This window comes from Rhizobium sp. AP16 (assembly GCF_000281735.1).
Taxonomy (GTDB): domain Bacteria; phylum Pseudomonadota; class Alphaproteobacteria; order Rhizobiales; family Rhizobiaceae; genus Rhizobium; species Rhizobium rhizogenes.
The window spans coordinates 54,642-69,498 of sequence record NZ_AJVM01000067.1 but is presented as its reverse complement, the minus strand read 5'-3'; the positions used below and the strand labels follow the sequence as shown (position 1 = coordinate 69,498).

Sequence of the window (14,857 nt, the reverse complement as noted above, 5' to 3'; positions counted from 1 at the left end):
CTGAAAATCCCCGGCTATTGGAATCGGTCGAGCGTCTTGTAATAGGCGCCGACCAGCGGCAGGAACCAGGGCTTGCCGAAATGGCCCGGGACGGCAGGCCAGGCGAGATCCTTGAGCGGATTGCGATCCGTCTTGCCCAGGATGGCATCGGCTATCATCATGCCCATATGCGTTGCCATCTGCGCGCCGTGGCCGGAGTAGCCCATCGCGTACCACAACCCATCGACATAGCCGGCGCGTGGGAAACGGTCCTTGGTCATGTCGACCAGACCGCCCCAGCAATAATCGATCTCGACTTTGGCCAGATGCGGAAAGATCTCGGCAAGGCCGACTCGCAGGATTTCGCCACTCTTGCCGTCGGAGCGCTGATCCGACGTCGCGGAAAAGCGTGCCCGGCCGCCGAATATCAGACGATTATCCGGCGCAAGCCGGAAATAATTGCCGATATTGAGCGAAGTGACGCAGGTGCGATTGCCGGGCATGGTCGCGGCGACCTCGGCCTCGGTCAGCGGACGCGTGGCGATGATGAAGCTGCCGACGGAGATGATACGTCGGCGGAAATAGCTGAAAATGCCGGGCGTGTAGGCGCCGGTCGCCAGGAAGACGTTATCGGCCGAAACCTTGCCGCGGGCGGTCGTCAATTCATGCCGGCCGCCATTGATCTTCCTGTCGGTCACAGCGGCGTTCTCGAAGATCGTGGCCCCATGACGAACCGCAGCCTCGGCAAGGCCGACCGCATAGCGACCCATATGCATCATGGCGCTCTTTTTGGAGAGCATCGCCCCATGAAATGAGGACGAGCCGATCTCTCTTTTAAGATCATCGGCCGTCAGCAGCGCCGTATCCGGATCGATCTCGCGATTGACCGCTTCGAAATTCCTGGCGATCCCCTCGAAATGAGCCGGCTTGGACGCGAGCTTCAGCTTTCCGGCGCGACGGAAATTGCAATCGATCGCTTCCTCGGTAACGATGCGCTCGACCGTATCGACGGCATCGTCGAAGGCGCGATAAAGCGCCTTTGCCCGTTCGACTCCGAGTTCGGCCTTGGCGGAGATGAAGCTGTGGGCGAGGCCGTTGTTGAGATGGCCGCCATTGCGGCCGGACGCGCCGGAGCCGACCGTGCCTGCCTCCAGCACGACCACCTTGGCGCCGGCTTTGGCGAGCTCAAGCGCCGCCCCCAATCCGGTAAAGCCGCCGCCGATCACCGCGACGTCGTAGTGACCTTCAAGCGGCGCCGTGCTCTGCTTCTCGAAGCGCGGGGCGGTGTCGTGCCAGTAGGACTTGAATTGCATGACGGCCTCCTCGTCAGAGCCCGACAACGCCGGGCAGGCCGGAGATATCCTTGATCTCGGTATATTCATAGTAGGGGTTGGCGGGCTCGTGACCGCGGTTGACCCAGACCTTGTGTTTGATGCCGAGATCGTAGGCCGACATCAGGTCGTAGCGGAAGGACGAGGAGCAATGCATCACGTCTTCCGGATTGCAGCCCAGCATGTCGAACATATATTCGAACGCCTTGAAGCGCGGCTTGTAGGCATTGGCCTGCTGCGCGGTAAAGACGGCATGGAACGGTGCGCCGAGCTTTTCGACATTGTGCATGATCTGCTCGTTCATCGCGTTCGAGAGGATCACCAGCGGAATTTCCTTGGCCACCTTGGCAAGTCCGGCCGGAACGTCGGCATGCGGTCCCCAGCTCGGCACTGTCTCATAGATGGAGCGGGCATCCTCGTCGCGGAAGGTGACGCCATTCTTGCGGCAGGTGCGTTCGACGGCGTTGTGAAGCACTTCATTATAGGGTTTCCAGTCTCCCAGAATCTCGTCGAGCCGGTAGGCAGCGAAATTCTTGATGAACTGGGCCATGCGCGGCTGGTCGAGCTGTTCGCCGTAAATCTTCTGAGCCGCCTCGGCCATCTGGAAATTCGTCAGAGTGCCGTAGCAATCGAAGGTGATGTATTTCGGCCGGAACGTCGTCATGTCTTGGATCCTTGCAGGGTGCCGCGCAGGCGCTTGATGATATGAAGACATCATAGGCAGCCTTTCTCCATCGGTTCACCGCATTTGCGCCGCCGCGAAGCAGAATGTTTTGTATCCGCGCTCCGCTTTGGCAGAGAGTTGCGCACCTGACCCTCCGGTATTGCCGATAACCGGGCAATAAGAGGCTCAAAAGCACCCCATCGGCTTAAATGACCAGCATAAGATGCGGCGGGCATGCCGGCGAACGGTGAAAGATATTGCCGGAATGCTTTCGTCGGGACGATCTTCTTCCATTGCGGGTCTATCAAAAAGGAAAGCAACGAACGGGAGACACAGCCTGTGCAGGCAACCGCGATCGACCTTCGCCCCCTCGACCACTCTCACCTTCAATCGGCGCTGGCACTGTCACGCCAAGCCGGTTGGCCGCACCGGTTGGAAGAGTGGCAGATGCTGCTGGAGCTCAGCAACGGCCTCGTGGCTATCGAGAACGAAAAAGTCGTCGGGACGATCTTCGTCACCCCCTATGGCGACGAGATTGCGACGATCAACATGGTGATCGTCGATGAATCGATGCGTGGACGCGGCATTGGCCGGCGCATCATGCAGGCGGCTCTCGATATCGTCGGCGAGCGCGAATGCCGGCTGGTGGCGACCGCCGACGGTCTGCCGCTTTACGAGAGCCTCGGCTTCCGGAAGACAGGCACAATCGTCCAGCACCAGGGAATGCTTGCCGCCTGCACCGCACCGGAGACGGTCGAATGGGCGACTGGGGCCGATCTCGATGAGGTCGTAGCTCTCGATCGCGTCGCCTATCCTGCGGATCGCAGTGGGCTCATCCAGAGCTTATTTCGGGCGGGCCGACTGGCAGTTCTGCGCGAATCGGGAGTGATTCACGGTTATGCTGCCTGGCGGCCTTTCGGTCGCGGCGAGCTCTGCGGTCCGGTGATCGCGGAGACTGCCCAGGCTGCGGAAGACCTCCTCCGCTTCCTGTTCGCGGCCCGGCCCGGTGTCTTCATGCGCGTCGATACCGGGGTCGAAACCGGCCTTGCTTCGTTCCTGACTGAGCACGGCCTTACCCATGTCGGCGGCGGCATTTCGATGCGCCGGACACCCTCGTCCGCTTCATCACCCGTTCCAAGCGTTCACACATTTGCCCTGGCCAGCCAGGCTTTAGGCTGAAGAGAGATACCATGCTGAGCAATTCCCTCGTCGAACTCGACCGCGCCCACCTCGTTCACCCGGTCGCCTCCTATCGCGGCCATGAGCAGGCCGGCGTCCGCGTGCTGAAATCCGCCAAAGGCGCAACCGTCACCGATGCGTCGGGCCACCAGATGCTCGACGGCTTTGCCGGTCTCTGGTGCGTCAATGCCGGATATGGCCATGAAAGCATCGTCGAAGCCGCAGCCCGCCAGATGCGCGAACTGCCCTATGCCACCGGCTATTTCAGCCTTGGCTCCGAACCGGCCATCCGGCTTGCGGCCGAACTTGCCGAGCGGACGCCCGGCGATCTCAACCACGTCTACTTCACGCTTGGCGGCTCCGACGCTGTCGACAGCACGGTCCGCTTCATCCGCTACTATTATCATTCGCTGGGCAAGCCGACGAAGGACCAGTTCATTTCACTCGAACAGGGGTACCACGGCTCGTCCACCGTCGGCGCGGGCCTGACGGCGCTTCCCGTCTTCCACGCCGGCTTCGGCATGCCGCTCGACTGGCAGCATAAGATTCCGACGCACTACGCCTATCGCAACCCTGTTGGCACCGATCCGCAGGCGATCATCGCCGCTTCGGTCAAAGCGCTGCGTGCCAAGGTCGAGGAAATCGGCGTCGAGCGCGTCGCCGCTTTCTATGTGGAGCCGATCCAGGGCTCAGGCGGCGTGCTGGTTCCGCCGGCCGGCTGGATGAAGGCGATGCGCGATGTCTGTACCGAACTCGATATTCTGTTCGTCGCCGACGAAGTCATCACCGGTTTCGGGCGCACCGGCCCGCTGTTCGCCTGCTCGGACGAAGGTATCGTCCCCGACCTGATGACGACCGCCAAGGGCCTGACCTCCGGCTACGTGCCGATGGGCGCTGTCTTCCTGTCGGAGAAGCTCTACCAGACAATCGCCGACGGTGCCGGCGCAGCCGCAATCGGCCACGGCTACACCTATTCCGCCCATCCTGTCAGTGCCGCGGTCGGCCTCGAGGTGCTGCGCCTTTATGAGAACGGCCTCTTGGAAAACGGTGTCAAGGCGGGTGCGCGGCTGATGGCCGGCCTTCAATCGCTCTCCTCGCATCCGCTGGTCGGTGACGTGCGCGGGCGCGGCATGCTTGCCGCGATCGAACTGGTGGTCGACAAGGAGCGCAAGACGCCTCTGCCCGCAGCGGCCGACCCCTCGCGACGGATCTTCGATCGCGCCTGGAACAATGGGCTCGTCATTCGCGCCTTCGGCAATGGTGTTCTCGGCTATGCGCCGCCGCTCTGCTGCACCGAGGCTGAAATCGACGCGATCGTCGAGCGCACCGCCAAGACGCTCGACCAGACGCTCGAAGATCCTGATGTTCGCGCGGCCCTCGTCTGAGCGCACGCGGAACATTTCGCCATCGGCCAGCACGCTTCGCATCGGCCGATGGGTGGGATGAGCGAAATACCGCTTTGCCGCCATATTCGCAATTTTGTGCCGCCACAGCTCTCCCATTCAGAGAATCCGGCGAGCCTTAACTGCGAAACTGAAATGGCTGAAGGTACCCAAAGCCCGAAAAGCCTAGGTTTTCGGGAGATACAAGAAAATCCTCGGCAGTATGGGAACAGCATATTCTTCTGCATTCAGCCGAGGCGACCAGAATTGGTCGCATTCCATCGAGGACAGACACTTGGTTAAGAGCTTAGCGGATTTCAAATATTTCACCTTCGACGTCGTCGGGACGCTGATCGACTTTGAAGGCGGCATCAAAGACTGCCTCGCCGCAATCGCAGCGGAAAAGGGCGTCTCCGTGGACGGAGAAGAAGCGCTCGCGCTTTATCGCGCTGAACGCTACTCCGGCGACGCCGGACTGTTTCCCGACGATCTGCTTCGCGTCTATCTTGCTATCGCGCCGAAGCTCGGCCTGCCGGCAGAGCAGAAATATGGCGAACGCCTGCGCGATTCCTGCCGGGATTGGAAAGGCTTTCCCGATAGCGCCGAAGCCCTCAAGCGTCTGTCGAAGCACTATAAGCTGATCGCCATGACGAACGCACGCCGCTGGGCCTTCGAACATTTCTCCAGGGAACTCGGCAACCCGTTTTATGCCGCATTCACCGCTGACGATACCGGCACGGAAAAGCCCGATCCGGCCTTCTTCGAACAGGTCTTTGCCTTTGTCGGCAAGGAAGGCGCTTCGAAGGACGACATCCTGCATGTCGCCCAGAGCCAGTATCACGATATCGGCATCTCGCGGCAGCTCGGCATGACCAATTGCTGGATCCAGCGGCGCCACGCCCAGAACGGCTATGGCGGCACGATCGAGCCGAAGGAGTTCACCAAGCCCGACTACCATTTCACCTCCATGGCAGGGCTTGCGGATGCAGTGGAGGCAGTGAAGGCCGCCTGACGCAGTGATACCCGGAATTGATCCCGCAGGAAAAGACGGGACGCCAAATCGACCTTAACAACAAGGGGAACGCAATGAACGACAAGATCACGAATTGGACCAGCGCAGACGATGCCATGGTCGAGAATGCCATTCGCCGTGGCGCGACCCGCCGCGATCTCCTGCAAATGCTGCTCGCCGGCGGTGTCGCAGCCGTTGCAGGCGGCGCGATCTTCGGACGTGCCTCGTCAGCTTTTGCGGCCACCCCGGTCTCCGGCGGCGCGCTGAAGGCGGCCGGTTGGTCGTCGTCGACCGCCGACACGCTCGATCCGGCCAAGGCGTCGCTGTCGACGGACTACGTCCGCTGCTGTGCCTTCTACAATCGCCTCTCCTTCCTCGACAAGGCCGGCGTCACGCAGATGGAACTCGCCGAAAGCATCGAAAGCACCGATGCCAAGGTCTGGACCGTGAAGTTGCGCAAGGGCGTGACCTTCCATAACGGCAAGAGCCTTTCCTCGGCCGACGTCGTCTATTCGCTGAACCGCCATCTCGACCCGGCCGTCGGCTCGAAGGTCAATGCGATCGCCAAACAGATGACCGGCATCAAGGCTGTCGATCCGCTGACCGTGGAGATCACCCTTGCCAATCCGAACGCCGACTTGCCAACGATCCTGGCCATGCATCACTTCATGATCCTTGCCGACGGCACGACGGATTTCAGCAAGGCCAATGGCACGGGCGCCTTCGTCTGCGAAGTCTTCGAACCAGGCGTTCGCTCTCTCGCCACCAAGAACAAGAACTACTGGAAGCAGGGTGGCCCTCACCTCGACTCCTTTGAGTTCTTCGCGATCGCGGACGATTCTGCGCGCGTCAATGCGCTGCTATCCGGCGACATCCATCTCGCCGCCGCCGTCAACCCGCGCTCCATGCGACTTCTGGACGGCCAGCCGGGCGTGGCAATGTCGAAGACCACCTCCGGCAACTACACCGACCTCAACATGCGCCTCGACATGAACCCGGGCAGCAGCAAGGACTTCGTGACCGGCGTCAAGTATCTGCTGAACCGCGAGATCATCCAGAAATCGGCATTGCGCGGCCTTGCCGAAATCGGCAACGACCAGCCTGTGCCGCCGGCCAGCATCTACCACAATGCCGATCTGAAGCCGAAACCTTTCGATCCGGAAAAGGCCAAGTTCCACTTCCAGAAATCGGGTCTTCTCGGCCAGTCCATTCCGGTGGTGGCGTCGGAAGCGGCAGGCTCTTCCATCGACATGGCAATGGTGCTCCAGCAGGCCGGCGCTGAAATCGGCATGAAGTTCGATGTCCAGCGTGTGCCGTCGGACGGCTACTGGTCGAACTACTGGCTGAAGGCGCCGATGCATTTCGGCAATATCAACCCGCGTCCGACGCCGGACATTCTCTTCTCGCTGCTCTATTCTTCCGACGCTCCCTGGAACGAAAGCCAGTTCAAGTCCGCGAAGTTCGACAGCATGATGCTGGAAGCGCGCGGTTCGCTCGACCAGGCCAAGCGCAAGGCAATCTACGGCGACATGCAGACGATGATCGCCGAAGATGCCGGCACCGCCATCCCGGCCTATATCTCCAACGTCGACGCGATCTCCTCGAAGCTGCACGGCTTGGAAGCCAACCCGCTCGGCGGCATGATGGGCTATGCCTTCGCGGAATATGTCTGGCTTGATGCTTGATCCCTGCCTTCGTACCCGACCGGTGGTGTTTCGACGCCACTTGTCGGGTACATTGCCGTATGCTCGGCGCATTCGTTCTCGCGAAGGGGATCTGATATGAACCGCCACGTTCTTTCTCTCGTGCTCGGCCGTGTGATCGTGGCCCTGATCACGCTGCTCATCGTGTCCTTCACGGTGTTTGCAGCGACCGAAATGCTGCCGGGCGACATCGCCCAGATCTTGCTGGGTCAGGCAGCGACGCCCGAGGCGGTCGCGGGCCTGCGCGCCGCGATGCACCTCAACGACCCGGCAATCCTGCGTTTCTTGCGCTGGCTCGCCGGCCTTGCCACCGGGGATCTCGGTATTTCCTATGCCAACAACATGCCGATCGCTGACCTGATCGGTTCCCGGCTCGGAAACTCGCTGAAGCTTGCGGCCGCAACTGCGCTGTTTTCGGTTCCGATTGCGCTCACGCTCGGCATTACCGCGGCCATGCTGCGCGGCTCGCTCTTTGATCGCATCGTCACGGTGATTGCCATCGGCGTCATTTCCGTACCCGAATTCATGGTAGCCACTTCGGCGGTGTTGATTTTCGCGGTTTACCTGAAATGGCTGCCGGCACTTGCCTTCGCCAATGAGATCCACTCCTTCTCGCAGATGCTGCGCGTCTTCGCGATGCCGGTCATCACGCTGAGCTTCGTGATCTCGGCACAGATGATCCGCATGACCCGCGCGGCCGTGATCGAGACGCTGAACACGCCCTATGTGGAAATGGCCCTGCTCAAAGGTGCTTCGCGCCGACGCATGGTGCTGAAGCATGCGCTGCCGAATGCGCTTGGCCCGATCGTCAACGCGGTAGCACTCTCGCTTTCCTACCTGCTCGGCGGCGTGATCATCGTCGAAACCATCTTCAACTATCCAGGCATCGCCAAGCTGATGGTGGATGCCGTCGCCACCCGCGATCTGCCGCTGATCCAGACCTGCGCGATGATCTTCTGTCTGGTCTATCTGCTTCTGATCACCATCGCCGACATCATCGCCATCATGTCCAATCCGAGGTTGCGCTGACCATGGCCCTTACCGCGTTCACTCCCCGCAAGCTCGGCTTCCGCTTCAACATCGTCGGCATGATCGGCCTTGGCGTCATCCTCGCCTGGGCACTGATCGCCATCTTCGCGCCGCTGCTGATCCCCTACCCGATCGGCGATATCGTCGACTTCGACTACTTCGGGCCAATCTCGGCGAAGTTCTGGCTAGGCACCGACTATCTCGGCCGTGATATCTTTTCCCGTATCCTGATGGGCGCACGCTATACCGTCGGCATCTCGCTTGCCGCCGTCTGCATCTCCTGTTTCACCGGCGTCGCGCTCGGCATGATCGCGGCGGTGACAGGCGGCTGGTTCGACAGCGCACTCAGTCGCTTTCTCGATGCGCTGAACTCGATTCCCAGCAAGCTGTTCGGCCTCGTGGTTGTGGCCGGTGTCGGCTCATCGATTCCGGTGCTGATCATGACGCTTGCCGTCATCTATACGCCGGGTGCCTACCGCTTTTCGCGTGCGCTCGCGGTCAACATCAATACGATGGATTTCATCACGGTCGCCCGTGCTCGCGGCGAAGGCGCGCTTTATCTCATCCGCTCCGAGATCCTGCCCAATATCCTTGGGCCTGTGATGGCGGACCTGGGCTTGCGCTTCGTCTTCATCGTGCTGCTTCTGTCGGGCCTCTCCTTTCTCGGCCTCGGCGTGCAGCCTCCGAACGCGGATTGGGGCGCTCTGGTGCGCGAAAATATCGGCGGCCTACCCTTTGGCGCACCGGCGGTGATCTTCCCAAGCATTGCGATCGCCAGCCTGACGATCAGCGTCAATCTGCTGATCGACAACCTGCCCCAGAAAATCCGAGACCGGAGCAATTGATGGCCAAGCTCGTCGAAATTCGTGACCTGAAGGTCGAGGCCAAGACCGATTCCGGCCGCCTGGTCGAGATCATCCGTGGCGTCAGCTTCGATATCGAAGAGGGCGAGATCGTCGCCCTGATCGGCGAAAGCGGCTCGGGCAAGACCACGATCGCGCTCACCCTGATGGGTCACGCGCGGCCGGGATGCCGGATCAGTGGCGGCGAGGTTCTGCTCGCCGGCAAGGACATGGCAAGCCTGCCGGAAAAGGCGAGAGCCCGCATTCGCGGCACGGAAGTCGCCTATATCCCGCAGAGTGCCGCTGCCGCCTTCAACCCGGCGCAGACCATCATGGAGCAGGTGATCGAAATCACCCGCATCCACGATCTCATGCCGGCCGAGGAAGCAAAGGCGCGCGCTGTCGAGCTCTTCAAGGCATTGAGCCTGCCGAACCCGGAGACGATCGGTTCGCGCTATCCGCATCAGGTGTCCGGCGGTCAGCTGCAACGCCTTTCAGCAGCAATGGCGCTGATCGGCGATCCGAAGCTGGTGATTTTCGACGAGCCGACGACGGCGCTCGACGTGACGACGCAGATCGAGGTTCTCCGGGCCTTCAAATCGGTGATGAAGAAGGGCGGCATCGCCGGCGTTTACGTCTCCCACGACCTCGCCGTCGTTGCGCAGGTCGCCGACCGGATCGTCGTGCTGAAGGGCGGAGAGATCCAGGAAATCGGCAAGACCGAGCAGATCCTTTCTGCCCCCGCCCATCCCTATACCCGCCAATTGCTCGGCGCTTTCGAACCCAAGCTCTACGCCTCCCCCGCGCCGACCGATCCACAAAAGACGCCCGCTCTTTTGGAGGTCACGAACATCGTTGCGGGCTACGGGCAGATTCAGCCCGACGGCCTGCCTCTGGCAACGGCGCTCAAATCGGTGAGCCTCAAGCTCGAGGCGGGCCGCAATCTCGGCGTCATCGGCGAGTCCGGCTGTGGAAAATCGACGCTTGCGCGCGCCATTGCGGGGATCCTGCCGCCGGTTTCCGGCGATATCATCTTCGACGGCAAGCAGCTCGCAGCCGATGCCAAGCAGCGCCAGCGCGAAGAACTGCGCAAGCTGCAGATCGTCTTCCAGTTCGCCGATACCGCACTCAATCCGGCCAAGTCGATCGGCGATATCCTCGGCCGGCCACTCTCCTTCTATCGCAATATCGGCGGCAAGCAGCGCGAGGCTCGTATCGACCAGCTCCTCGACATGGTTCACCTGCCGAGAGCCATCAAGCACCGGCGTCCGCCGGAACTGTCCGGTGGCCAAAAGCAGCGCATCAACCTTGCCCGCGCACTCGCGGCCGAGCCGAAGCTCATTCTGTGCGACGAAATCACCTCGGCCCTCGACACAGTCGTTGCCGCTGCCATCATCGACCTTCTCAAGGAGCTGCAGCGCGAGCTTAGCCTCTCCTATGTCTTCATCAGCCATGACCTTTCGACGGTGCAGGCGATCTGCGACGAGATCATCGTCATGTATGCCGGCGAGAAGATCGAGCAGCTTGCATCCGCCGATCTCGCCGGTGGGGCCAAGCATCCCTATTCCAAGCTGCTCTTCTCCTCCGTGCCGAAGCTTAACACCGGCTGGCTGGACGGGCTGGAGCAAGATCCCGAACTGATGCGGGCTTTCGCGAAACGCTGACAGGCGTTTCGCACATTGCAATCAGGAAAAACGTCAGACTGGAAACAGGCTGGTCAGTGGCATATGCGCCTTGACGATCGGCGATTTCAGCACGACGAAGCTGAAATACTTGTCGATGCCGATCTCCATGTCGATCAGCCGCTCCATTGTCGTCTGGTATTCGGCAATGCCGGCGGTAACGAACTTCACCAGATAGTCGTAGCCGCCGGAGACCAGATGGCATTCCACGACCGAATCCACCTTCTCGACCGCCGCGAGGAAGCGGGCGAAATCGATCTGGCGGTGGTTCTTGAGCGTGACTTCGGTGAAGACGGTCAGCGTCTGCCCGAGCTTGGCGATGTTGATTTGCGCCGAGTAGCCGGCGATATAGCCTTCCGATTGCAGCTTCTTCACCCGCATCAGGCAGGGGCTGGGCGAGAGATTGACGAGTTCGGCCAACTCGACATTGGTGATGCGGCCGTTCTTCTGCAATTCGTAGAGAATCTTGATGTCGATCCGGTCGAGCTTCATCGGCGTGCTCCCCTCTTATCGGCAGCGGCACGCCGCCATACGGAATAATCTTTCGTCATTTTAGGCGGAAAGCCTCGGTTAGCAAGCGGAATCAACCTCGTTTGTGCCTATATAACCTCGTAGAATCCGGATCTTAGCACAAGCATTCGTGATAGACAGGCGCCACCAAAGGAAATGCTGTCTGGCGGCGATCTGCAGCATTTGCGTGGCGAAAGCTCGGTTAGAATACGTGTCTGAAACCCGGAGAAAGCTATGCCCGCGCCCCTTCTGCACATCGAAACCACGCCTGTTATCCCTAAGGAGGCGGATGCGGTGGTGATCGGCGGCGGCATCGTCGGCGTCTTTACCGCCTATTATCTTGCGCGGCGCGGCCTGAAGGTCGCCCTTATCGAAAAAGGCCGGATCGGTGCCGAACAATCCAGTCGGAACTGGGGATGGTGCCGGCAGCAGAACAGGGATGCCCGCGAACTGCCGATCTCCACCAAGAGCCTGTCTCTTTGGGAGGATTTCGGCAAGGATACCGGCGAGGATACCGGCTTTCGGCGCTGCGGTCTGCTCTATCTGAGCAATGACGACGCTGAGCTCGCCGGCTGGGCGCGCTGGGGCGAATTTGCCCGCGGCGTCGGCGTCACCACCCACATGCTCGACAGCAAAAAGGCGAGCGAATTCGGGGTGGCGACCGGTCGGCAATGGAAGGGCGGGGTCTTTTCGCCAACCGACGGCACCGCCGATCCGTCCCGGGCAGCCCCGGTGGTTGCCCGCGCCATCCTGGCGCTCGGCGGGAGTGTCCATCAGATGTGTGCGGCGCGCGGTCTCGAGGTCGAAGGCGGCCATGTCAGCGGCGTCGTCACCGAGGCCGGCACGATCCGCACTCGAACGGTTGTCATGGCCGGCGGCGCCTGGGCATCGTCCTTTTGCCGGCAGCTCGGCATCCGCTTCCCGCAAGCCGCGATCCGCTCCTCGATCCTCTCCGTCGGCCCCGGTGCCGAAGGCTTGCCGGCGGCACTGCACACCGCCGCAGTCTCCGCCACGCGCCGGAGGGATGGCGGCTATACGCTCGCCATCAGCGGCCGTGCCCGCGTCGATCCGACCCTGCAGCAGCTCCGCTTCGCGCGCCATTTCGTGCCGATGTTCATCAAGCGCCGACGCAGCCTCGCTCCCGGAGGATTGGAAGGCATGAAGGGCGGCCATGAAACCCTGTCGCGCTGGCGGCTCGATCGGCCGACGCCGATGGAGCGCAACCGCATTCTCGATCCCCGCCCGGATCGTGCGCAGATCGATCAGACGCTGGAGCGTGCGCGAGCATTGCTTCCAGCACTTGCCCACACGCCGGTATCGGCAGCGTGGGCCGGTTTCATTGACAGCACACCCGACGGCGTTCCGGCGATCGGTGAGATATCAACCCTGCCGGGACTGATTCTGGCGGCAGGCTTCAGCGGCCACGGATTCGGGATCGGTCCCGGAGCGGGCCATCTCGTCGCTGATCTCGCCACGGGCGCAGAGCCGATCGTCGATCCGAAACCCTACTATCCGGACCGGTTGAACGGCTCGGTTTGGGGCAAGGTTGCTGATTTCTGACCCTTCGCCTGCTCGTTGCCAAATTGAACTTGACTGCTTTCCTCATAAAAGCATAGAGGGTCTCAGTTTTCGTCGAGCGATGGCTCGAGCCTGGTGCCGGCTTACGGTCGATCTTCGAACTTAAACCGGCCTCTCGCATTTTGCCGAAGGACAAGCCGCCATGTCCGTTGGGACGCTTCAAGCCACTGTGACCGGAGGCGAGCAATATCGCTTCCGGGTCTTCCGCCGCCTGATCATCCTGGCGCTTCTCGGCGTCGCGCTCTGTATGAGCATAGCGCTCGACATGGCGCTTGGGCCGGCCAACTATACCCTGCAGCAGGTTCTCTCCGCGATCTTCGATCCTGCCAATGCAGCTATTCAATTGCGCGTCGTCATCTGGGATATCCGCATGCCGATCGCGCTGATGGCGGTCGTCGTCGGCGCCTCTCTATCGGTTTCCGGCGCGGAGATGCAGACGATCCTCGCCAATCCGCTGGCAAGCCCGTTCACGCTCGGAATTTCGGCGGCGGCAAGCTTCGGCGCGGCCCTCGCCCTTGTTGGTGGCGTCGCGCTCTATCCCGGCGCGGTCGCCTATATGGTGCCGATCAATGCCTTCATCATGGCGATGGCGGCAGCAATGTTCATCCACTTTGCCTCGACCATGCGCGGCGTCAGCGTCGAGACCATCGTCCTGCTCGGCATCGCCCTGGTCTTCACCTTTAATGCTGCTCTGTCGCTGCTCGAATATCTGGCATCCGAACAGGCGCTTTCGGCAATCGTGTTCTGGACAATGGGTAGCTTCACCAAGGCAACCTGGCCCAAGGTTGCGATCATCGCCGGCATGCTAGTCGTCATCCTGCCGTTGTTCATGCGGGACGCATGGGCACTGACGGCGCTTCGCCTCGGCGACGACAAGGCCGCGAGCATGGGTGTCAACGTGCGGGCGCTGCGCCTGCGGACGATGATGCTCGTCAGCCTGCTCGCCGCCATCCCGGTATCCTTCGTCGGCACGATCGGCTTCGTCGGTCTCGTCGGGCCGCATATGGCGCGCATGATCGTCGGCGAGGACCAGCGCTTCTTCCTGCCCGCATCGGTCGTCTGCGGCGCTCTTCTCCTGTCGGCAACCTCCGTCCTCAGCAAGATCATCATTCCCGGCGCGATCCTGCCGATCGGGGTGATCACCGCGCTGGTGGGCGTTCCCTTCTTCTTCATCCTGATTTTCGGCAGCAGGAGGCGTTCATGGTAGGTTTGGCACTCGATCAGGTCGGCGCCTCTTACGGCAAGGTAAAAGTGCTGTCCGATGTCACCCTCAGCGACCTCAAGGGCGGCAGCGTCACGGCGATCATTGGCCCGAACGCCGCCGGCAAGTCGACTCTGTTCAAGCGGATCGCCGGCCTGATCAAGGGGCCGGGGCTGGTCGAACTCTCCGATACGGCGCGAGGACCACGCTCGATCTGCTACATGCCGCAGGACACAGGCGCCAATGCGGTCCTCACCGTCTACGAGTCGGTCCTGCTTTCGGCAAAGCAAGGCAGCGGCTGGCGGGTTGCCGACGACGAACTGGCCGAAATCGATGCCATCCTGAAGGCGTTGCATATCGAAAATCTGGCGTTTCGCGGCCTCGGGGAGCTTTCCGGCGGCCAGCGCCAGCTCGTTTCGCTGGCACAAGCGCTTATTCGCCGCCCCGAAATCCTGTTGATGGACGAACCGACATCGGCACTCGACCTTCACCGGCAGATCGAGGTGCTGAGCTTCATTACCGATCTCGCCAAGCGAGACGGCATGATCGTCCTGATCGCGCTCCACGACCTCAACCACGCGCTCCGCTACTGCGAAAACACCATCGTCATCGCGCACGGCAAGATGGCGGCCAGCGGCGCGACATCCGACGTCATCACTACCGGGATGCTGCGCGATATCTACAAGATCGATGCCCGCGTCGAGACGTGTTCCCGCGGCAGCCCCATGGTGATCGTCGACGGAGCGATCTGATCGGTCACTTAGA

General features: G+C 61.5%; 13 protein-coding genes. 10 read left to right on the top strand and 3 right to left on the bottom strand.

Annotated elements, in window-relative coordinates; all coding sequences use genetic code 11:
* Positions 1-14: 14 nt before the first annotated feature.
* Positions 15-1,292 carry an FAD-binding oxidoreductase gene (locus PMI03_RS21455; protein WP_007697862.1) on the bottom strand — a complete coding sequence of 426 codons (1,278 nt, stop codon included), beginning with the start codon at positions 1,290-1,292 and terminating at the stop codon, positions 15-17.
* Between the two features lie 13 nt (positions 1,293-1,305).
* A complete protein-coding gene (locus tag PMI03_RS21450) occupies positions 1,306-1,974 on the bottom strand; it encodes a haloacid dehalogenase type II (RefSeq protein ID WP_007697859.1) in 669 nt (222 codons plus the stop codon).
* A 339-nt stretch (positions 1,975-2,313) separates the two neighbouring features.
* Between PMI03_RS21450 and PMI03_RS21445 the strand changes: the two genes are divergently transcribed.
* From PMI03_RS21445 to PMI03_RS21415, 7 genes are all read left to right on the top strand, one after another.
* Positions 2,314-3,153, top strand: a complete 840-nt coding sequence (locus PMI03_RS21445) for a GNAT family N-acetyltransferase (RefSeq protein ID WP_007697855.1) — start codon at positions 2,314-2,316, stop codon at positions 3,151-3,153.
* An 11-nt stretch (positions 3,154-3,164) separates the two neighbouring features.
* Entirely contained in the window at positions 3,165-4,538 is a 1,374-nt protein-coding gene (locus tag PMI03_RS21440) for an aspartate aminotransferase family protein (RefSeq protein WP_007697850.1), read from the top strand.
* 292 nt (positions 4,539-4,830) lie between these two features.
* Positions 4,831-5,547 (top strand): HAD-IA family hydrolase, encoded by a 717-nt coding sequence (locus PMI03_RS21435; protein WP_007697847.1) that lies wholly within the window; start codon positions 4,831-4,833, stop codon positions 5,545-5,547.
* 74 nt (positions 5,548-5,621) lie between these two features.
* Positions 5,622-7,232, top strand: coding sequence for an ABC transporter substrate-binding protein (locus PMI03_RS21430; RefSeq protein WP_007697844.1), 1,611 nt, complete (start codon positions 5,622-5,624; stop codon positions 7,230-7,232).
* 96 nt (positions 7,233-7,328) lie between these two features.
* A complete protein-coding gene (locus PMI03_RS21425) occupies positions 7,329-8,279 on the top strand; it encodes an ABC transporter permease (RefSeq protein ID WP_007697841.1) in 951 nt (316 codons plus the stop codon).
* Positions 8,280-8,281: 2 nt separating this feature from the next.
* Positions 8,282-9,124, top strand: a complete 843-nt coding sequence (locus PMI03_RS21420) for an ABC transporter permease (RefSeq protein WP_007697838.1) — start codon at positions 8,282-8,284, stop codon at positions 9,122-9,124.
* Positions 9,124-10,785 (top strand): ABC transporter ATP-binding protein, encoded by a 1,662-nt coding sequence (locus PMI03_RS21415; protein WP_007697834.1) that lies wholly within the window; start codon positions 9,124-9,126, stop codon positions 10,783-10,785. The genes PMI03_RS21420 and PMI03_RS21415 overlap by 1 nt, the downstream gene beginning before the upstream one ends.
* 33 nt (positions 10,786-10,818) lie before the next feature.
* Here PMI03_RS21415 and PMI03_RS21410 read toward each other — a convergent pair whose 3' ends face one another.
* Complete coding sequence (locus tag PMI03_RS21410) at positions 10,819-11,295, bottom strand: Lrp/AsnC family transcriptional regulator (RefSeq protein ID WP_007697831.1); 477 nt, start codon at positions 11,293-11,295, stop codon at positions 10,819-10,821.
* A 252-nt stretch (positions 11,296-11,547) separates the two neighbouring features.
* Here PMI03_RS21410 and PMI03_RS21405 point away from each other — a divergent pair, with 252 nt between their 5' ends.
* The 3 genes from PMI03_RS21405 to PMI03_RS21395 all read left to right on the top strand — a co-directional run bounded on the left by PMI03_RS21405 (position 11,548) and on the right by PMI03_RS21395 (position 14,844).
* Complete coding sequence (locus PMI03_RS21405; RefSeq protein WP_007697828.1) at positions 11,548-12,873, top strand: FAD-binding oxidoreductase; 1,326 nt, start codon at positions 11,548-11,550, stop codon at positions 12,871-12,873.
* 160 nt (positions 12,874-13,033) lie between these two features.
* A complete protein-coding gene (locus PMI03_RS21400; RefSeq protein ID WP_007697822.1) occupies positions 13,034-14,098 on the top strand; it encodes an iron ABC transporter permease in 1,065 nt (354 codons plus the stop codon).
* Complete coding sequence (locus PMI03_RS21395; protein WP_007697819.1) at positions 14,092-14,844, top strand: ABC transporter ATP-binding protein; 753 nt, start codon at positions 14,092-14,094, stop codon at positions 14,842-14,844. The genes PMI03_RS21400 and PMI03_RS21395 overlap by 7 nt, the downstream gene beginning before the upstream one ends.
* The last annotated feature ends 13 nt before the right edge of the window (positions 14,845-14,857 follow it).